At 61.1% G+C, this 19,210-nt stretch carries 19 protein-coding genes and 1 pseudogene; 6 read left to right on the plus strand and 14 right to left on the minus strand.

The window, feature by feature from the left end; genetic code table 11:
• The 6 genes and pseudogenes from IHQ43_RS00480 to IHQ43_RS00505 all read right to left on the minus strand — a co-directional run bounded on the left by IHQ43_RS00480 (position 1) and on the right by IHQ43_RS00505 (position 7,569).
• Positions 1 to 1,527: a SulP family inorganic anion transporter gene (locus tag IHQ43_RS00480; RefSeq protein WP_192562998.1), complete on the minus strand. Its 1,527-nt coding sequence runs from the start codon at positions 1,525 to 1,527 to the stop codon at positions 1 to 3.
• A 90-nt stretch (positions 1,528 to 1,617) separates the two neighbouring features.
• A complete protein-coding gene (locus IHQ43_RS00485; protein ID WP_192562999.1) occupies positions 1,618 to 2,349 on the minus strand; it encodes a carbonic anhydrase in 732 nt (243 codons plus the stop codon).
• A 238-nt stretch (positions 2,350 to 2,587) separates the two neighbouring features.
• Positions 2,588 to 3,647 (minus strand): annotated as a pseudogene (locus IHQ43_RS00490) (PA0069 family radical SAM protein).
• Positions 3,648 to 3,721: 74 nt separating this feature from the next.
• Positions 3,722 to 5,023, minus strand: coding sequence for a c-type cytochrome (locus IHQ43_RS00495; protein ID WP_192563000.1), 1,302 nt, complete (start codon positions 5,021 to 5,023; stop codon positions 3,722 to 3,724).
• A 12-nt stretch (positions 5,024 to 5,035) separates the two neighbouring features.
• Complete coding sequence (locus IHQ43_RS00500) at positions 5,036 to 6,820, minus strand: GMC family oxidoreductase (RefSeq protein ID WP_085696522.1); 1,785 nt, start codon at positions 6,818 to 6,820, stop codon at positions 5,036 to 5,038.
• Positions 6,821 to 6,822: 2 nt separating this feature from the next.
• The gene (locus tag IHQ43_RS00505; protein ID WP_192563001.1) at positions 6,823 to 7,569 is read right to left on the minus strand and encodes a gluconate 2-dehydrogenase subunit 3 family protein; all 747 of its coding nucleotides are present in this window, start codon (positions 7,567 to 7,569) and stop codon (positions 6,823 to 6,825) included.
• A gap of 296 nt (positions 7,570 to 7,865) precedes the next feature.
• Here IHQ43_RS00505 and IHQ43_RS00510 point away from each other — a divergent pair, with 296 nt between their 5' ends.
• The gene (locus IHQ43_RS00510) at positions 7,866 to 8,510 is read left to right on the plus strand and encodes a phosphatase domain-containing protein (protein ID WP_192563002.1); all 645 of its coding nucleotides are present in this window, start codon (positions 7,866 to 7,868) and stop codon (positions 8,508 to 8,510) included.
• Here IHQ43_RS00510 and IHQ43_RS00515 read toward each other — a convergent pair.
• From IHQ43_RS00515 to prlC, 3 genes are all read right to left on the minus strand, one after another.
• Positions 8,497 to 10,539, minus strand: coding sequence for a M3 family metallopeptidase (locus IHQ43_RS00515; RefSeq protein ID WP_192563003.1), 2,043 nt, complete (start codon positions 10,537 to 10,539; stop codon positions 8,497 to 8,499). The two genes, IHQ43_RS00510 and IHQ43_RS00515, sit on opposite strands and share 14 nt — an antisense overlap.
• Before the next feature lie 112 nt (positions 10,540 to 10,651).
• A complete protein-coding gene (locus IHQ43_RS00520) occupies positions 10,652 to 10,942 on the minus strand; it encodes a YheV family putative zinc ribbon protein (RefSeq protein ID WP_192563004.1) in 291 nt (96 codons plus the stop codon).
• Complete coding sequence (gene prlC / locus IHQ43_RS00525; RefSeq protein WP_244142236.1) at positions 10,939 to 12,990, minus strand: oligopeptidase A; 2,052 nt, start codon at positions 12,988 to 12,990, stop codon at positions 10,939 to 10,941. Before prlC ends, IHQ43_RS00520 begins: the two co-directional genes overlap by 4 nt.
• Positions 12,991 to 13,079: 89 nt before the next feature.
• On the opposite strand from prlC, the gene IHQ43_RS00530 reads away from it, so the two are divergent.
• Positions 13,080 to 13,625 carry a gamma carbonic anhydrase family protein gene (locus tag IHQ43_RS00530; RefSeq protein ID WP_064379538.1) on the plus strand — a complete coding sequence of 182 codons (546 nt, stop codon included), beginning with the start codon at positions 13,080 to 13,082 and terminating at the stop codon, positions 13,623 to 13,625.
• A gap of 28 nt (positions 13,626 to 13,653) precedes the next feature.
• A complete protein-coding gene (locus IHQ43_RS00535; RefSeq protein WP_192563006.1) occupies positions 13,654 to 14,304 on the plus strand; it encodes an HAD family hydrolase in 651 nt (216 codons plus the stop codon).
• A gap of 114 nt (positions 14,305 to 14,418) precedes the next feature.
• Here the strand turns inward: IHQ43_RS00535 and IHQ43_RS00540 are convergent, their stop codons facing one another.
• Entirely contained in the window at positions 14,419 to 15,495 is a 1,077-nt protein-coding gene (locus tag IHQ43_RS00540; RefSeq protein WP_192563007.1) for an aminopeptidase, read from the minus strand.
• Between the two features lie 58 nt (positions 15,496 to 15,553).
• Here IHQ43_RS00540 and IHQ43_RS00545 point away from each other — a divergent pair, with 58 nt between their 5' ends.
• Positions 15,554 to 15,976: a PA0061/PA0062 family lipoprotein gene (locus tag IHQ43_RS00545; RefSeq protein ID WP_192563008.1), complete on the plus strand. Its 423-nt coding sequence runs from the start codon at positions 15,554 to 15,556 to the stop codon at positions 15,974 to 15,976.
• 40 nt (positions 15,977 to 16,016) lie between these two features.
• Positions 16,017 to 16,436 (plus strand): PA0061/PA0062 family lipoprotein, encoded by a 420-nt coding sequence (locus IHQ43_RS00550; protein ID WP_192563009.1) that lies wholly within the window; start codon positions 16,017 to 16,019, stop codon positions 16,434 to 16,436.
• 6 nt (positions 16,437 to 16,442) lie between these two features.
• On the opposite strand, the gene IHQ43_RS00555 is transcribed toward IHQ43_RS00550, so the two are convergent.
• Both IHQ43_RS00555 and IHQ43_RS00560 read right to left on the minus strand, forming a co-directional pair.
• Entirely contained in the window at positions 16,443 to 16,682 is a 240-nt protein-coding gene (locus IHQ43_RS00555; protein WP_074689739.1) for a DUF1161 domain-containing protein, read from the minus strand.
• A gap of 102 nt (positions 16,683 to 16,784) precedes the next feature.
• On the minus strand, positions 16,785 to 17,216 hold the full coding sequence (locus IHQ43_RS00560; RefSeq protein WP_192563010.1) for an OsmC family protein: 432 nt from the start codon (positions 17,214 to 17,216) through the stop codon (positions 16,785 to 16,787).
• 243 nt (positions 17,217 to 17,459) lie between these two features.
• Between IHQ43_RS00560 and IHQ43_RS00565 the strand changes: the two genes are divergently transcribed.
• Entirely contained in the window at positions 17,460 to 18,461 is a 1,002-nt protein-coding gene (locus IHQ43_RS00565; RefSeq protein ID WP_192563011.1) for an LLM class flavin-dependent oxidoreductase, read from the plus strand.
• Positions 18,462 to 18,628: 167 nt separating this feature from the next.
• Here IHQ43_RS00565 and IHQ43_RS00570 read toward each other — a convergent pair whose 3' ends face one another.
• Together IHQ43_RS00570 and IHQ43_RS00575 are read right to left on the minus strand one after the other, a co-directional pair.
• A complete protein-coding gene (locus IHQ43_RS00570; protein ID WP_085748065.1) occupies positions 18,629 to 18,853 on the minus strand; it encodes a DUF1161 domain-containing protein in 225 nt (74 codons plus the stop codon).
• A 128-nt stretch (positions 18,854 to 18,981) separates the two neighbouring features.
• Positions 18,982 to 19,197 carry a dodecin gene (locus IHQ43_RS00575; protein ID WP_005783406.1) on the minus strand — a complete coding sequence of 72 codons (216 nt, stop codon included), beginning with the start codon at positions 19,195 to 19,197 and terminating at the stop codon, positions 18,982 to 18,984.
• Positions 19,198 to 19,210: the final 13 nt, after the last annotated feature.

Raw genomic sequence — 19,210 nt, forward strand, 5'->3', positions numbered from 1 at the left:
TCACCCCGCCGCACCTATCCCGACATTCGTGCGGATCCGTCCCTCAAGTCTGCGCTTCAACCCGCGCGACTCGATCAACAGTTTCGCCCCTTTGGCTGCATTCGCCCGGCCCCACTCTTCGAGCAGTTCCAGACACGAATGGTCGATGTAGCTCAGATTGTTGAGCGGCACATGCACCGTCGTTCCCGGCGGAATGCTCCCCAGCACCTGAGTCAGTGCCGGCACTTTGAGGAACGTCGCCGCGCCGACCAGGCGCAACTCCATTTCCCCGTCCTGCGGCAGATCGATCAGGCTGATTTTCAGGCGCGAGGCCTTGAACGCCAGTTTCACCAGGGTCAGACCGAAACCGATCAGCACGCCGGTCAACAGGTCAGTGAAGATGATCGCCAGCGCCGTGGCGGCGTAGGTGAACATCGGCATCCGGCCATACCGGCCCAGACCACGGAACGCCTTGAGATCCACCAGTTTGAAACCGGTGTAGACCAGCACGCCCGCCAGACTCGCCACCGGAATGCTCTGCAGCACGCTCGACAGCAACAGCACGAACGCCAGCAGCCACAGGCCATGGAAGATCGTCGAGTAGCGCGTGGTGGCGCCAGCCTGGACGTTGGCCGAGCTACGCACGATCACCCCGGTCATCGGCAGCGCACCGACCAGACCGCAGAGCATGTTGCCGACACCTTGCGCCGACAGTTCACGGTCGAAATCCGAACGCGGGCCGCTGTGCATGCGATCCACCGCGGCGGCGGACAGCAGGGTTTCGGCGCTGGCGATGAAGGCCACGGCGAACGCGGCGATCAGCAGCGTCGGGTCAGCCAGGCTGAGCAGATCCGTCGGTTTCAGCCAGTCGATGGCTTCGGCCAGATTCGCAGGCACTTCGACCCGTTTGACCTGTAACGCCAGCAGCAGACTGGCGCCTGTCGCCAGCCCGACACCGAGCAGCGCACCGGGAATGAAACGCAGCGAATGCGGGCGGAATTTCTCCCACAGCCACATCACGGCGATGGTCGACAACCCGAGCAACCCGGCCTGCCAGCCGAAGGACGGCAGGGCCTGCGCCACCGCGCCGGGGAATGCCGTGAGGTTGTCGAGGCCGGAGGGTTTGGGCGAAGCATCGAGCATCACATGCACTTGGGAGAGCACGATCAGCACGCCAATCCCCGCGAGCATGCCGTACACCACTGCTGGCGCCGTGACCCGGAACCAGCAACCGAGCTTCAGCCGTCCGGCCACCAGTTGCAGGAACCCGGCGAGCAGCAGGATCGGCCCGAGCATTTCGATGCCGTGCTGGCGCACCAGCTCGAACACCAGCACCGCCAGACCCGCCGCCGGCCCGCTGACCTGCAACGGCGAACCCGCCAGCCAGCCCACCACCAGACCCCCGATGATCCCGGTGATCAGGCCTTTGGCCGGTGGCAGCCCTGAAGCAATGGCAATACCCATGCACAGCGGCAGGGCGACCAGAAACACAACCACTGAAGCGAGCAGCTCCCGTGGCAACACAGCTTTCAATTGAGCCGCACGCATGGCGATACTCCCGAAGTTTTCTTCAGGCGTGGCTCCGCCTGGCCGCTGAAACAGCGGCCGGCGTCAAACCACACAGATTTTTAGGAGGATTTAGAAGCGCGCTTTGGGCGTCGCCACCGGAATCGGATGGCTGCCGTCGAGCGGCAGGAAGCAACCCTGATCCGCGTCGTAAGCTTTGATTTCGCTGGTTTCGATGTTGTAGACCCAGCCATGGATGAACAGATGACCGTTCGCCATGCGCGAGGCTACCGAAGGATGGGTACGCAAGTGCTGCAGTTGGGCGATGACGTTCTCCTCGGTGAGGATCGGCATGCTTTCTTTTTCGTCGGTGCAGTTGCAGTTGTCATGCACCATGGTTTTCGCGACTTCGGCGTGGCGCAGCCAGGCTTTGACCGTCGGCATCTTTTCCAGGCTGTCCGGGTTCAGTACCGCACGCATGGCGCCGCAATCGGAGTGGCCGCAAATGATGATGTGTTGCACGCCAAGGGCCAGTACTGCGTATTCGATGGCGGTGGAAACGCCGCCGTTCATCTGGCCGTAGGGTGGCACGACGTTGCCGACGTTACGGGTCACGAAAAGGTCGCCCGGCGAACTGTTCGTGATCAGTTCTGGCACGATGCGCGAGTCGGCGCAGGTGATGAACATCGCCCGTGGCGACTGGGCCGTGGCGAGTTTCTTGAAGAGTTCTTCCTGCTGCGGAAAGACCTCATGATGAAAATGCAAAAAGCCGTCAACGATACGCTTCAACGCTGCATCGGCGGATTCCGCCACAGGGGCGGCTTGCGCCGACGCAGCCAACGGCTGTTTATCCTTGTCACTCATGATTGATCCTCATTGGCGGATTCGGGGAGTCGTTCCCGTGTATTCCGGTGTGAAGCCAGTGGCTGTTTAGAACATCCGGGTCATCCCGACCCGTCAGTCACTCGATGAACAAGGTAACCGCCGAAACTTAACTCAAACTGAATCAAGCGCTCTAGAACGTGTGTTCCAGGTCACAAAAAACGTGACCGGCGTAAACCGGGCCAAGCGTTCCTTCCTCTCAACCATAGGCCAATTGTCCCTAAATCAGCGCCATCTGGCGACCCGGCGGACAGAAGGCCGTGCAGTCGAGGTTGAAGCCTTCGCGGTGATTGAGGCCCAGGCGCTTGATCGCTTTGGCGAAGCGCTGGGCGAGCAGGTCGGCGAACGGCCCTTCACCGCGCATGCGAGCGCCAAAACGACTGTCGTACAGCTCGCCGCCACGGCTCTGGCGGATCAGGCTCAGCACATGGGCCGCTCGTTGCGGGTAATGCGCCTCAAGCCATTCTTCGAACAGCGGCGCCACCTCCAGCGGCAGACGCAGCATCATGTAAGCCGCGCTCTGGGCGCCGGCCGCGTGAGCCTCTGTCAGCAGGCTTTCGATCTCGCTGTCGTTGATCATCGGAATCATCGGTGAACACAGCACCCCCACCGGAATTCCCGCCTCGCGCATCACCCGGATCGCCCGCAACCGGGCCTTGGGCGCGGCGGCGCGGGGCTCGAGAATGCGTTTGAGTTCGTCGTCCAGGGTGGTCAGGCTGATCATCACCGCTACCAGTCGCTGTTGCGCCAGTTCGGTAAGCAGATCGAGGTCGCGCAGGATCAGCGAACCCTTGGTAACGATGGTCACCGGATGCCGATAGCGCAGCAGCACTTCCAGGGTCTGACGGGTGATCCGGTGTTCGCGTTCGATTGGCTGATAGGGGTCAGTGTTGGAGCCGAGGTTGATCGGCCCACATTGATAGCCTTTTTTCCCCCAGCTGTTCTTCCAGCACCTGGGCGGCGTTGGTTTTGGCGATCAGCCTGGTTTCGAAATCCAGCCCCGGCGACATGTCCCAATAGGCGTGGCTGGGCCGTGCGTAGCAATAAATGCAGCCATGCTCACAGCCGCGATAGGGATTGATCGAACGGTCGAAGGGCAGGTCCGGCGAGGTGTTGCGGGTGATGATGGTCTTCGCGGTCTCGAAGCTGACTTCGGTGCCCTGGGTCAAAGGCACTTCCTGATACCAGCCGTCGTCCTCGGCCACCGAACGATTCGGCGCGAAGCGGTTGTGCGGATTGGTGGCGGTGCCGCGACCGCGCGGGGGAAGAGGTGTAGACATGGCAGCGCCTCGATACTGTGTGCATATACAGTATCGAGGCGCTGTCGATCTGACCAGTGCCGTTGGGCGAACAGTCAGTTGTGTTGTGTCACCTGACCGAGGTCATCGTTCGACGTCTGCTTCATATCGTCCTTGCGCAATTCGGCCACATCAGCGGCCTTGACCGGCGCGCCCTTGTTGCCCCAACTGCCACGGATGAAGCTCACCACATCCGCCACTTCCTGATCCGACAGACGCCAGGCGAAACCCGGCATGGTGAAGGTGGATGGCGCCGTGTGCGTCGCAGGCAGGGTGCCGCCCTTGAGCACGATGTGGATCAGCGAGGTCGGGTCGTCCGATTGCAGCACCGGATTGCCCGCCAATGCCGGGAACACCCGGGTGTAGCCGTGGCCGTCCGTGCGGTGACACGCCGCGCAGTTGTCGATGTACACCGACGCGCCGCGCTGACTGTCATCCCCGTTCCACAGGGCCTTGGCGGCTTTCTCGTCGTACTGGTGCGGCTGATCGGCAGGATCATTGGCCGGCAGCGATTTCAGGTAACGGGCAATCGCGGTCAGGTCGGCGTCGGTCATGTACTGCATGCTGTGGGTGACCACGTCGCTCATGCCGCCAAACACCGCGCTGCGGTCGCTGCGACCGGTCTTGAGGAACTGCACCAGTTGCTCTTCGCTCCAGCTGCCGAGACCGTCCTTGTGGTCGCCACGCAGGCTCTTGGCGATCCAGCCTTCCAGCGGCGCACTGCCTGACAGAAAACTGCTGCCTTCGGCCGCGCTCAGGGATTTTTCCTGCATGGTCAGGGCCCGTGGCGTATGGCAGGCGCCGCAATGTCCGAGGCCTTCCACCAGATACGCCCCACGGCTGACCACGGCATCGTCCGACGCGGCTTTGTAATCCTCGACCTTCGGCGCGAACAGCCAGCGCCAGCCCATCAGCGGCCAGCGCATGCTCAATGGCCACGGGATGTCGCTGGTCTTGTTCTCTTGCGCCACCGGTTCCACGCCGTGCATGAAGTAGGCGTAGAGCGCCTGCATGTCGGTTTCGCTGACACGGGCGTAGGACGGGTATGGCATCGCCGGGTACAAGGTGCTGCCGTTTTTGGCCACGCCATGGCGCACGGCCTGGTCGAAGTCCTCGAAACTGTAGTCACCGACACCGGTTTTATCCGGGGTGATGTTGGTCGAGTAGATCGTGCCGATCGGGGTTTCCATCGGCAGGCCACCGGCGAACGGCTTGCCGTCCCTGGCCGTGTGGCAGGCCACGCAGTCACCGGCGCGGGCGAGGTATTCGCCTTGTTTGATCAAGGATTGATCCACTTCGGCGCCGTGGGCGGCAGTGCTGCCGAGCAGCGCCAGGGTCGCGATAACGAGAGTCTTCATGGTCATCGCTCCTTAAGCCTGAACCAGCGGGCCGGGGTTTTTCAGGTATTGCTCGCGGATCGCTTTCGCCGACCAGTAGGTCAGCGCGGCAACCAGACCGGTCGGGTTGTAGCCCAGGCCTTGGGGGAACGCCGAGGCGCCCGGGACGAATACGTTATGCACGTCCCAGCTCTGCAGGTAACGGTTCAGCGCGCTGGTCTTCGGATCGGTGCCCATGATCGCGCCGCCGTTGAGGTGGGTGGTCTGGTACGACGCGGTGTTGAAGTGGTCGCCGACTTTCTTGCCGATCACCGCAATGGCTTTCGGGCCCATTGCCTCGGCGATCTTGCCCATTTTCTCGACCATGAAGCGGTTCATCTTGATGTCGTTTTCCTGCCAGTCGAAGGTCATCCGCAGGAGCGGCATGCCGTAGGCATCGCGGTACACCGGGTCCAGATCGAGGTAGTTGCCACGGTAGGACTGATGCGCACCGTGGGCGTCCATCGACACCTGATGGGTGTAGTAATCGGCGGTCGCGCGTTTCCACGCACTGCCCCAGGCCGGAGTGCCTGGCGGGTTGGAGGTGCCGGCGATCGGTCGGCTGCCGGCCTGGTTGACCCACATCGGCGAGCCACCGACGAAGCCGTGCGGCCCGTGATCGAAGTTGTCGGCGTTGAAGTCATCCACCGCCACACCGTTGCCGCCGGCGCCGATGAAGTTGTTGGTGTGAGTGTCCTTGTCGAAGAACGCCTTGATGGTGGCCATGTTCTGGTAGGCGAAGTTGCGCCCGACCACACCTTCACCGCTGACCGGGTCGTACGGTTTGCCGATGCCGGAGAGCAGCATCAGGCGCACGTTGTGCAACTGGAACGCGCCGAGGATCACCAGATCCGCCGGTTGCTCGATCTCGCGACCCTGACCGTCGATGTAGGTGACGCCGGTGGCTTTGGTTTTGGTGCTGTCGAGGTTGACCCGCAGCACATGAGCGTTAGGACGCAGTTCGAAATTCGGCAGCGGTTTCAGCGCCGGCAGAATGTTCACGTTCGGCGACGCCTTGGAATACATGTAGCAAACGTAGCCGCTGCAGAAACCGCAGAAGTTGCACGGACCCATCTGCGCGCCGTAAGGGTTGGTGTACGGCCCGGACGTATTCGCCGAAGGCAGGTTGTAGGGTTTGTACCCGACCTCGGTAGCCGCTTTGCCGAACAGCTGTGCGGAAACCGTGTTCTTCTGCGCTTCCAGCGGAAATGGGTTCGAACGATCCGGCGCGTACGGGTTGCCGCCCTTGCCCTGACCGACCAGTTGGCCTTTCACGGTCCAGGCCTGGCCGGAGGTGCCGAAGACTTTTTCGGCGAAATCGAAGAACGGTTCCAGCTCTTCATAGCTGACGCCGAAGTCCTGGATGGTCATGTCCTTGGGGATGAAGCTTTTGCCGTAGCGCTCTTCATAGTGGCTGCGCATGCGCAGTTCGATCGGGTCGACCCGAAAGTGCACGCCCGACCAGTGCAGCCCGGCGCCGCCCACGCCATTGCCCGGCAGGAACGCGCCCAACTGGCGGTTCGGCAGGGCGATATCGTTGACGCTGTGGCGGATAGTGACGGTCTCTTTGGAGATGTCCTGAAAGAGTTTTTTGCGCACGCTGTAGGTGAGTTCGTCGATCACCTGGGGATAGTTGCCGTCCGGGTAGGTGTCCTGCATCGGCCCGCGTTCCAGCGCCAGCACGTTCAGTCCGGCTTCGGTCAGCTCCTTGGCCATGATCGCGCCTGTCCAGCCGAAACCGACGATCACTGCGTCGACCTTCTTCATTACCGTTGCCATGCTCACGCCCTCTCGCCGCGAATCGAAACTGCCGGGAAGGGGTACTGCTCGTTGCGTTCCACCCAATCCATGAAATCGGCGCGGGCGCCGGGGAAGCCGATCATGGTCCAGCCGACCATGCCTTTGTTGCCGCCGTGGATCGGGTCGCAGAAGAACCCTTCCTTGGTGTTTTGCAGCAGCAGACTGAAGAAAATTTTCGCCGGAACAGCGTCGAATTGCGGTTTTCCGGCTTCAAGCTGCTTGAGCAGATCGTCTCGGGTAGCGCTGTCTTGCTCGGCAAATGTTTTACCGTTGATGGATTTTGCCCACTGATCCGTGGCGGCAATGCCGAGGCGATAGATCTCTTTGGGCACCAGTTTGCTCTGCCAGCCCATCTCCGGCGCGGCGTCGGCATTGAACGGGCCCTGCATGTACCAAAGGGCCCCGGCGGCGTACGGCGTGTTCATCTGACGGTCGATGTATTCCGGCACGCCCGCCTCGATTGCACCTGGACCCTGCGCATCGTTGGGGATCAACTGCGCGACGGCGGCATTGATGAACGCCCACTCTTCGGCAGTGAAGTAGTTCGGCTGATAAGTGCTTGCGTCAACTGCTGCCGGTTTCGCCGGAGTTGTGGCAGGCGCGCTTTCAGGTGCTGCTTGCAGGACCGTGCTGCCGAGTCCGCTGCCGGCCAGGGTGACGACCGGAATCAGGGTCAGGGATTTGCGCAAAAACTCACGCCGCGGGTTGTCTCGATCTTCATCAGACATGGGATGCACCTCATCAGGCATTGATGGTTGTCAGCCGTTTCTGTGAACGGCTCAAGAATTTTCTGGCTGCGACGTGGCCGGAATGACCGGGAGAAGGGGGGCGCGTCTGCAACATGATGTGACAAATGGTAGCAGGCTAAGCAACCAGATGAACCGATTCAGCCAAAAAAAGACTGCTTTTCGACCAAGGGAACCGGCGTATTCACGATTCTTTTACAAGCGCCTCACGGGGATTTGACTGCGTGGCTCGCAAGCTGCGGCCTTCACTGACAAAACCCACACGGTCGCCGTAAAGCATGTTCCTGACGCGTTTTTTCTCCGTTTTCTGTTTGTCGCTGCTTGCCCTGTTCGGCTGGACTCAAGCTCAGGCCGCGGAAGCCCCGGCTTCCCGTCCCGTCGAGTGGGCGCAACCGGTAGAGGTGCAATACAACCTGTTCCAGATGTCACCTACGCTGTACCGCAGCGCACTCCCCGATGACGGTGCGGTACCTTTGCTGAACAACCTGAAAGTGGTGACGGTCATCAACTTCCTGCCGGAAGCGGATTCCAGCTGGCTGAAAACCCCCGGTATCCATCAGGTGCAATTGCCTTATCGCACCAATCACGTGGACGACAGTGATGTGCTCAAGACCCTGCGTGCGATCCAGGCCGCCGAAACCGACGGCCCGGTGTTGATGCATTGCAAGCACGGCTCTGATCGCACCGGCCTGATGGCGGCGATGTACCGGATCGTCGTGCAGGGCTGGAGCAAGGAAGACGCCCTGAACGAAATGACTCAGGGCGGGTTTGGGGAGAGTGGTCATTTTCGGGACAGCGTGCGTTACGTGATGCAGGCCGACGTCGACAAGTTGCGCACCGCGCTCGCCAATGGCGATTGCAGCACCAGCGCGTTTGCCACGTGCTCGATGAAGAGCTGGTTTCAGACGGTCAATCTGAAGTAACCCTTGATGCCTCCCCGTCAATGAGGCCGGTAACCGGCCGGCCGATGAACGCTTCCACCGCGTCCAGCAACGGACGCCCCGCCCCGGGCGTAAAAAACGTGGCGCGAAATTCACGGCCGGTTTGTGCGTTGAACACCCAGTCGCGGCTGAAACGCTTGAACGCTTCCTGGGCCAGCACGCCCGACCAGACGTAGGCGTAAACCGAAGCGTCGTACTGGGTCACCATGTAATCGAAACCATTGGCGAAGCGGTGATCGTCCGGCAGTTGCAGATGACCCAGACTGCGCTGCACAACGGTGCAAACCTCTTCGACCGAGCGTCCATCGCCGTGGGTCAGGTGCAGTTCGAAATCGATCATCGCTCCCATCAGCAGCAAGGCCTGTTGCCGGCTGGAATGGGCCTGACTGGCTGACAGTGCCGCGTCGACCCGTGTGGCGCTCAAGCGTTCGCCGGTCTGAAAGTGTGCGCCGAGCCACAGTACAAACTCCCGCGACAGACACCATTGCTCGAACAGTTGACCGGAAAACTCCGCCGCTTGATGGCCCAGTTGCAGGATCCCGGAGAGGGTGTGATGGGGCGAACGTGTCAGCACGTGCTGGAGGCAATGGCCAAATTCATGAAACAGCACCCGCAGATCATCGAGTTCGAGCCGGCACGGATGGGTGTCGGTGGGCGGTGTGAAATTGCTGTAAAGCAGGGCAATCGGCAACGCCGGGCGGCCTTCTGCGTTGATCCGGCGGTTGCGCAGCGTGGAGGTTCCGGGAAAATCCGCAGCGCCATCGCGGTGAAACAGGTCTAGGTAGATGTAGCCGATGACCTGCTCATGCTCGCTGACTTCCAGCAGGCGTACATCGTCGTGCCAATGCCCGCCACCGGACTGCTCGGCGATGCGGATCCCGAACATCCGTTCGCAGAACAGACAGAGCCTGCGCAGGGTGCCCTCGAGCGGGAAGTAATCACGCAGGTTTTCCAGTGCACCGGGAAAGTGCTGCTGGCGCCATTGTTCGGTGAGGAAATCTTCATGCCACGGCTGGACCCGGTCGATCCCGCATTGGAGCGCAAAGGCCGCCAGTTGTTTTGCATCCTGTGCGAGGGCAGGTGCCAGTTGCGCCGCCTGGCGCTGGAGAAAACCACTGACCCACGCCGTCGTACCGGCGCTGTTTTTTGCCAGACTCAGTTGCGCGGCGTTTTCATGACCGAGCAAACGGGCTTTCTGCTGACGCAACGCAAGCAGCGCCGTCAGCACCGGGCCGTTATCGAAGCGGCCGGCCAGCGGCCCCTGATCGGAGGCACGGGTCATGTAAGCAACCTTGCACTCCTCCCGTAAGGCACGGTTTTCGGCGTACTTGAGGATGTGCTGGCAGGTGTTCTGGTCCAGGCGGATCAGCCAGCCGTCATGGCCGGCCTGGTGTGCGGCGAGTGCCAGGCGATCCTTCATCGCTGGCGACAGGCCTGCAAGCAGTGCGGCATCGTCGATGCGTTTGCTCCAGGTCGCGGCCCAGCGCTCGAGGTTGTCCAGAAACTTGAACTCCAGCCCGCCGATTTCGCGGTTCAACCGCGCCAGTTCCTGTTGCTGGTCAGTGGGAAGCTCGATGCCCGAGTACTTGAATCTGCGCAGTATCCGCGCCAGTGCGATGTTGCGCGATTCGTCGAAACTGCCGGCGATCGAACTCTGCGCCAAACGCTGATAGGTCTCGTACAACGGGCGATTGCGGGCTTTTTCGGAGCGATACTGGTTGATCGCCAGATGCGCCTTGGCGCTTTCCACGAGCCAGGTGGCATCGTCGGACCGGACCATCGACAACGTTTCGAGAATCGAGCGGATTTCACCGAGGCGGGCATCGGTTTCATCGATGCTCAGCACCAGATCGTCCCAGCCGGGATGCTCGGTCTGACTGGCGATCACCTGGGCGATGATGCGTCGGTTGTCGGCAATGATGCGGTTGACGGCTGGCAGCAGATGTTCGGCGCGAATCGCCGGCCACGGTGGCAGTGTCCAGTGTTGCAGGAGGGGATTGGTGTCGGGCATGGCAGCTTCCTTCGAGGCGTGGCGCAAAGGGCCAGCCTACGAAGCAAGTGCAGGGGACGGGTGTTAAGCCAATACCACCTTCCACCGACGAATCGGGGAAGGTGGTGGAGGATCAGTGTTGCTCGTCGGGCTTTTTCTTCAGCTTCGGATTCGGGAAGAACTGCACCGCCTGAACCTTCTTGTCCGGTGCCGGCTTGAGCGCGCTGGTATTGACCCGCGTGCCCAGCTCTTTCGGCACCGACAGCCCTTGGGCATTGAGCGTATCGCTGTAGCCGCACGCCACGCATTCGCGGTGCGGGACATCGTCCTCGCTCCACATCATCAGTTTGTCCGGCTCGCTGCACGCCGGGCAGACCGCCCCGGCGATAAAGCGTTTTTTGGTCTTCACAGGTGCCTCACTCATGCTGCCGCGTCCTCACTCAGGCCGCTGTGGCGCAAGAGTGCGTCAATCGACGGCTCACGGCCACGGAAGTCGACGAACAGCACCATCGGCTCCTGCGAACCACCGCGGGCCAGGATCGCTTCGCGGAAGGCGCGACCGGTGTCGGCATTGAGCACGCCGTCTTCTTCGAACTTCGAGAAGGCATCTGCCGAGAGCACTTCTGCCCACTTGTAGCTGTAGTAACCCGCTGCGTAACCGCCGGCGAAGATGTGCGCGAAGCTGTTCGGGAAGCGGTTGTAGGCCGGCGGACGCATCACCGAGACTTCGTTGCGCACGCCTTCAAGCACTTGCGCGACGCTGCGACCGTCACCGTGGGTGGCGTGCAGTTCGAAGTCGAACAGCGAGAATTCCAGCTGACGCACCATCATCAGGCCGGACTGGAAGTTCTTCGCCGCGAGCATTTTTTCCAGCAGATCCTGCGGCAGCGGCTCGCCGGTTTCGTAGTGGCCGGAAATCAGTGCGAGGCCTTCCGGCTCCCAGCACCAGTTTTCCATGAACTGGCTCGGCAACTCGACCGCGTCCCACGCCACGCCATTGATGCCCGATACGCCGGCATGCTCGACGCGGGTCAGCAGGTGATGCAGGCCGTGGCCGAATTCGTGGAACAGGGTGGTGACTTCATCGTGGGTCAGCAACGCAGGCTTGCCGCTGTCGGCCGGGGTGAAGTTGCACACAAGGTTGGCCACCGGGCTTTGCAGCACGCCGTCGACGGTGCGGCGACGGTCCCGGGCGCCGTCCATCCAGGCACCGCCACGTTTGTTGGCGCGCGCGTAGAGGTCGAAGAAGAAGCGGCCGACGTGCTGACCATTTTCTTTGATTTCGAACAGGCGCACGTCCGGATGCCAGGTGTCGAAGCCTTTCAGTTCGGCGATTTCGATGCCGTACAGACGCTGAACGATGGCGAACAGGCCGCCCAGCACCTTGTCGATCGGGAAGTAGGCGCGCAGGGTTTCCTGGGCGACGCTGTAGCGTTGTTCACGGAGTTTTTCACCGTAGAAACCGCTGTCCCAGCTTTGCAGATCGGCGCAACCCTGCTCGGCGGCGTAAGCCTTGAGCTGTTGCAGGTCCTGAGCGGCGAACGGTTTGCTGCGCTTGGCCAGGTCGCGCAGGAAGCTCAGCACCTGATCGCTGGACTCGGCCATTTTGGTCGCCAGGCTCAGCTCTGAGAAGCTGGAGAAACCAAGCAGTTTGGCCAGCTCCTGACGCAGGTCGAGGATTTCGCCCATCACCGGGCCGTTGTCGTTCTGGCCGGCATTCGGGCCTTGATCCGACGCACGGGTGCAGTAGGCGGCGTAGACTTCTTCACGCAGCGCACGGTCCTGGGCGTAAGTCATCACCGCGTAATAGCTCGGGAATTCCAGGGTAATCAGCCAGCCGTCGAGGCCTTTGGCCTGTGCGGCAGCAGCCATTTGCGCCTTGGCCGAATCGGTCAGACCGGCGAGGGCGGCTTCGTCGGTCAGGTGCTTGGTCCAGGCCTGAGTGGCGTCGAGCAACTGATTGGAGAAGCGGCTGCCCAGCTCGGACAGCTTGCTCTGCACTTCGGCGTAGCGCTTCTGTTCGGCTTCCGGCAGGTCGATGCCCGACAGGCGGAAGTCGCGCAGGGCGTGTTCCAGAATGGTTTTCTGCGCCACGTCGAAACCGCCGGCCTCGGGGCTGTTGGCCAGGGCTTCATAGGCCTGGAACAGTTCGCGGTTCTGGCCCATTTCGGTGGAGTAGGCGCTCAATGCCGGCAGGCACGACTCGTAGGCTTCACGCAGTTCGGCGCTGTTGCACACGGCATTGAGGTGGCTGACCGGACTCCAGGCAGCGCCCAGGCGATCATTGAGTTCGTCCATCGCCAGCACCAGCCCGGCCCACGTCGGGTTCTGGCCTTGGGTCTTGAGGATTTCGGCGATGGCGGCGCGGTTGTCGGCCAGGATGGTTTCGATGGCCGGCTGCACGTGTTCGGCACGGATCGCGGAGAACGGCGGCAGGTCGTAGGACTGCAGAAGAGGGTTGTTCACGCTCACGGTTGGCACCTTGGCTGGAAGAAACATGCGCCCATCTTAATTACAATCGACACCCACCGCAGCTATCGGCGACAGAGAGAGAACTAATCGTGTCCCTTCGCAAGTACCAGAATCACACCCCACGCTTGAGCCAAGGCGCTTTTGTCGACGGCTCGGCGGTGGTGATCGGCGACGTCGAAATCGGCGAAGACAGCTCCGTGTGGCCGCTGACCGTGATCCGCGGCGACATGCACCGCATCCGTATCGGCGCACGCACCAGCGTGCAGGACGGCTGCGTGTTGCACATTACCCACGCCGGCCCGTTCAACCCGGACGGCTTCCCGCTGCTGATCGGTGACGACGTGACCATCGCCCACAAGGTCATGCTGCATGGCTGCACCGTCGGCAGCCGCGTGTTGATCGGCATGGGAAGCATCGTCATGGACGGCGCGGTGGTCGAGGACGACGTGATCATCGGTGCCGGCAGCCTGGTGCCACCGGGCAAGCGCCTGGAAAGCGGTTTCCTGTACGTGGGCAGCCCGGTGAAACAGGTTCGTCCGCTGACCGACAAGGAAAATGCCTTTTTCACCTACAGCGCGGCGAACTACGTGAAGCTCAAGGACCTGCATCTGGCCGAAGGCTACGACCAGCTCTGACTTTTCTCTCTATTGCCCGGGATTTTTCATGCATTACCAGACCGTACTGTTCGACCTCGATGGCACTCTCACCGACCCGCGTGAGGGCATCACCCGTTCCATCCAGTTCGCCTTGAGCAAACTCGGCATCGACGAGCCGGACCTGACCAGGCTGGAACACTTCATCGGCCCGCCGCTGTTGCAGGCGTTCATGCAGTTTTATGGTTTCGACGAAGCCAAGGCGTGGGAGGCGGTGAACTTCTATCGCGAGCGCTTCAAAGTCACCGGTCTGTACGAGAATCGGGTGTTCGACGGCGTCACGCCGTTGCTGGAAACCCTGAGCGGCCAGGGTCGTCAGCTGTATATCGCGACGTCGAAGCCGTGGGTGTTCGCCCGGGAAATCGCCCGGCACTTTGATTTTGCCAAACACTTCAAGGTGATCTACGGCAGCGAACTGGACGGCACCCGCACCAACAAGGTCGAGCTGATTGCCCACCTGATGGCCGAGGAAGGGCTGGATCCGGCCAATACGCTGATGATCGGTGACCGTAAGCACGACCTGATCGGTGCTCGCAGCAATGGGCTGGACGCGGCGGCGGTGGGTTATGGTTTTGGCAGCCATGAAGAGCTGAGCGCGGAAGCGCCGGCGTATCACTTCGAGACGCTGGCGGAGCTGCATCAGGCGTTTTTGCAGCGCTGATGAGTCAGCCATCGCGAGCAGGCTCGATCCCGCAGTGACCGCGTTTCAGTAGTAGAACTCGGTTTCCTGTAGGAGCGAGCTTGCTCGCAATGGGGACAAAAAGCCGCTCCAGGTTTAAGAGCCTGCCAGCACTCTCAGAGCCGACTTACGCTCAACGACTGGCAAGCCACCCAACTTCTCGACCTCTGCGTAAAACCTGACCCAATCCCCACCGACCTGCCTGAACAATGCCGCAAACGCCGGCACCCACTGGTCATACAGCCCGAACGGCAACAGTCGCGCGTTGTTCAACGGTGCATTGACCCAGGCGTCATAGCGTTTGTCTCCGGCCCACTGGCCATCGCGCATCGTTCGGTAGTCGTGTCGAAACCGTTCGAATTCCGCTGCCTTGCCCTCGCGCATCTGCGTCGCCGCCAATGGCTGTGCATAGAGTTTTTCAAGCCGCGAGCGTGTGTCGAGGATCAACTGAATGAATTGATCGCGCTGCTTGAGCTTCGAGTCGTTTTCCGGGGGCAGGCCACGAAACGCTCGCCACTGCCGCGTACCTTCCTGCTCGACAAAGGTCGCGAAGGACTCGTTGAACTCGGTGTCGTCCTTCACATAGAAACGCTGGTGGGCCAGTTCGTGGAAGATCAGCGTCGCCAGACGCTCGTCGCCCCAGCCCATCATCGAATTGAGGATCGGATCGTTGAACCAGCCCAGGGTCGAGTAGGCCTCGACGCCGCCGATCGACACGTCCATGCCTTGCAGGCGCTGAATCGCTGCCTCGCCCCGCGCCGCGCTCTGGCTGTAATAGCCGCGATAGGCCACGCAACCGGCAATCGGGAAGCAATGGTTCTGCGGGCTCAGGGAAAACTCTTGGGTGGCGAACACATTCCACACGACAAACGGCCGACCGATGTCGGCATAGAGGCGATAGCTTTGGTTGTCCGGCAGGTGCAGGTGTTCGCTGGCGAAGGCCCGGGCTTTCTGGGATTGGGCGAGATGAGTGCGCAGTTTGGGGTCGCGAGCCGGGTCGGCGATCACCTTGGCCACCGGCTCCCGCGCCCGCAAAAGCTGCAGCTGACCGCTGGCCAGCTGGCTGTAATAGCTCAGGCTTGAGCAACCGTTGAGCAACAAAATCATCACACCCGGAAACAAAATCCGCAAAACGCGATCAAGTAACCCATGGCTTGGAAGCGGCCTGATCAAAATAAGAAATCCCCCCGGAAAGTCTGCCCAAGACTATCCCGCCCATTGGAGCTCCGCTATGCGCATGTTGATACTGACAGGAGGCGTGCTGACGCTGGCCGGTTGTGCCGGATTCGGAATGCCGACCCCTGACCCCTCGCAAGCCTGGATCGATCTGGATGCCCGGCAACAGGACACGGCGTTGCAGGCGCTGGAAGTCGACAACAAGGCTGCCGTCGATCATCGTTACTTCGAAGTGCAGCCCGGCAGCCATGAGCTGACGGTGCGTTATCAATTCCCGGTCGAGGCGACGAACATCGGCCCGGACGCCGAGCCGCTCTGGCGCGATTGTCAGTTGAACGTCAAATTCAAGGATTTCAACGCCGGGCAGCGCTATGAGTTGCAGGCGGGAAGCATCGGCTTCCGCCCGTGGGCCAAGCTCTACGACCAACAGCGCAAAGTGGTGGGTCAGGGTACGCCGGCGGGCTGCCAGCGAACCTGATCGGCGTTATGCTGGATGTCCGAACTCACGGACATCCATCATGCGCACGTTGATGTTGTTGCTGGCCGCAGGCGTACTCGCCGGTTGCCAGACACCGTTGCCCCCCGTCGACCCGAACATGGCCTGGGTCGAATTCTCCACGCCCACCCCCGGCGGGAAACTGCTGATGGCCGAGCGTCTCGACAACAAGCGGCTGACTGACGGACGTTTCTTTCAGGTCACCCCCGGCAGCCACGAGCTGCGGGTGCGCTTCGACTTTGAAGTGTTCGGCGGAGGCGGCAGCCTGTTGACCGGCCCTGTTGAGCGGTTGTGTTATCTGACCATCCGCTACGATCATTTCGAGGCGGGACAGCGTTACTTGCTCGAAGGCCGGTCGCTGGCGTTCACCCCGAGTGCCCGCCTGTACAACGACAAGCGGGAAATCGTCGCCGAGGACCGCGAAGTCAACTGCATCATCTGAGGCGTATCAGCGGTCGTTCTTCTGATAGATGATGGCTTTGGTGCCGTTGTCGCAGGTGCCGACGATCATGGCGACGTCGTGTTTTTCCGCTTCCTCTTTGGAGACTATCTCCAGGGTGTAGGAGGGCACGGCGTTCGCCTGAATCTTGATTTCGATCTCTTGCTTGAGTTCTTCGCAGTCTTTGGGCGCTGCGAAGGCCGACGTTGCCAGCACGCCACAGATAACCGCCAAGGCAAAACGTTTCATGGTTGAAGCTCCATCGAAGCAGCGCGCACGAAGATGCGCGAAAGCTGCTGTCATTTATTCGACCACATTTTTGCCTGGCGGGTTCTGATTCGGCTCAATCCGTCAGCCAACCAGCGACGCGTCGAGAGTGATCTTCGCATTCAGCACCTTGGACACCGGGCAACCTTCCTTGGCCTTGTTGCTCAGTTCTTCGAACTGCGCGTGGGTCGCTCCGGGAATTTTCGCCTTGAGGATCAGCTTGACTGCGGTGATCGCAAAGCCGCCATCCACCTGATCCAGCGTGACTTCGGCCTGAGTGTCGATGCTGTCGGCCTTGAGCCCGGCGTCACCGAGAATCATCGAGAACGCCATGGAGAAACAGCCCGCATGGGCGGCGCCGATCAGTTCTTCCGGATTGGTGCCCTTGCCGCCCTCGAAGCGGGCCTTGAAGCCGTAGGGCGCTTCCCGCAGGACGCCGGTTTCGGTGGAAATCGAGCCGATGCCGGTTTTCAGGTCACCTTCCCAGTGCGCGGATGCCTTCTTCACGATAGCCATGTGTGCCTCCTTCAATTCGGGCGCGAAATGCCGCGCCGTCGTGGTTTTTGCCTGCAAGGCTTCTGAGGATAGACGCCGGAACAAAGTTCAGCCCAAGTGAATCGTTGACTTTTTTAGTAGGAAATTTCGGATCGGCTATTGAAACTCGGGTATATGCCCTTATTGCAAAGAACACGCTTATGAATTGGGCAGGTTTGCGTTCGCCAAGAACAAACCTGCGCCCTCAATCGGAGATGCAGGTTTATGAAGCAACTGTCCGACGTAAAGTTTTCCACCCTCGATCTGGTGCCGGTGCGCGAGAACGGCAGCCCGGCGCAGTCGCTGCGCAACTCGCTGGATTTGGCGCAGCATGTCGAGAAGTTCGGCTACACGCGGTTCTGGGTCGCCGAGCACCACAACATGGATGGCATCGCCAGTTCCGCCACCTCGGTGTTGCTGGGATATCTGGCCGGCGGCACGTCGACCATTCGGGTCGGTTCTGGCGGTGTGATGCTGCCCAACCACGCGCCGCTGGTGATCGCCGAGCAGTTCGGCACCCTTGAAAGCCTGTATCCGGGGCGGATCGACCTCGGTCTGGGCCGCGCACCGGGTTCCGATCAGATGACCGCCCGTGCCTTGCGTCGTGAGCGCTCCGGCAGTGCCGACGACTTCCCCGAGGACGTGGCAGAGCTGGTGCGCTTCCTCGGCCCGCGCACCCCGGATCAGCGCGTGATCGCGATGCCGGGTACCGGCACCAATGTGCCGATCTGGTTGCTCGGTTCCAGTCTGTTCAGTGCGCAACTGGCCGGCGAGCGCGGTTTGCCCTACGCCTTTGCCTCGCATTTCGCACCGCGTTTCATGCACGAGGCGATTCGCGTCTATCGCAATCACTTCAAGCCATCGGCAGTGCTCGATAAACCGTACGTGATGCTCGGCGTGCCGCTGGTGGCGGCCGATACTGATGAGCACGCCGATTACCTGGCGACGTCGGTGTACCAGCGCATTCTCGCGCTGATGCGTGGGCAAAGTCTGGTGCAGCGCCCGCCAGTGAAAACCATGGACGGCCTGTGGCTGCCCCATGAGCGTGAAGCCGTGGGGGATTTCCTCGGTCTGGCGATGGTCGGCAGCCCGCAGAAAATCCGCGCGAAACTCGAAGTGCTGATCGAACAGACCCAGGCTGACGAACTGATCTTCACCTGCGACCTGTACGAACACGCCGACCGTCTGCATTCCTACGAATTGCTGGCGCAGGTGATGAAGGGCTGAAATTCAATCTGATTTCCTGTGGGAGCGCGCCTGCTCGCGAAAGCACCATGTCAGCCAACGTCTTGAGTGACTGACACAACCATCGCGAGCAGGCTCGCGCCCACATGAAAAATCATTGCCAACAAAAAAGCCGACGCATTGCGTCGGCTTTTGTTTTTCCGGCGTGATCAGCCGCGGGTGTAGACGATCTCTTTGGCACCGCCTTCGCAAGTGCCGACGACTTTGCCGCCACTGGCTGCACCCTTGTCGACAATCTCCAGCGAATACCCGGAAACGCCCTTGGCATCCAGCTTGGCCGCAATTTCGGCCTTCAGTTCTTCACAGGGCTTGCCGGCAGCAAACGCACCACCCGCAAGGCTCAACAAACCTACCGCCAACATGAACTTCTTCATCGGTCGCACTCCCTGGTCGGATTAATAAAGGCGAGCATCGAGCCGTTCGCCCGATGCGCTCACCCTGTAGCGCTTTGCCATTCCTATGGCACTCGGCCAGCGCGCAAGTTCAGAAGCGTAGACCAAACTCAGCTGCTGGCAATCCGGAACCCGACTTTCAGGGTCACTTGAAAGTGCGCCGCCTTGCCGTCCTTGATGTGGCCGCGGGTTTCGGTCACTTCGAACCATTCCAGATGCTTGATGCTCTTGTTGGCCTCGGCCAACGCATTGTTGATCGCGTCTTCGATGCTGGTGGTCGACGAACCGACCAGCTCGACTTTCTTGTAGGTGTGATGGTCACTCATGGTGTTCTCCTTG

The sequence above is a fragment of the Pseudomonas gozinkensis genome (assembly GCF_014863585.1).
In the GTDB taxonomy this organism is placed as follows: Bacteria; Pseudomonadota; Gammaproteobacteria; order Pseudomonadales; family Pseudomonadaceae; genus Aquipseudomonas; species Aquipseudomonas gozinkensis.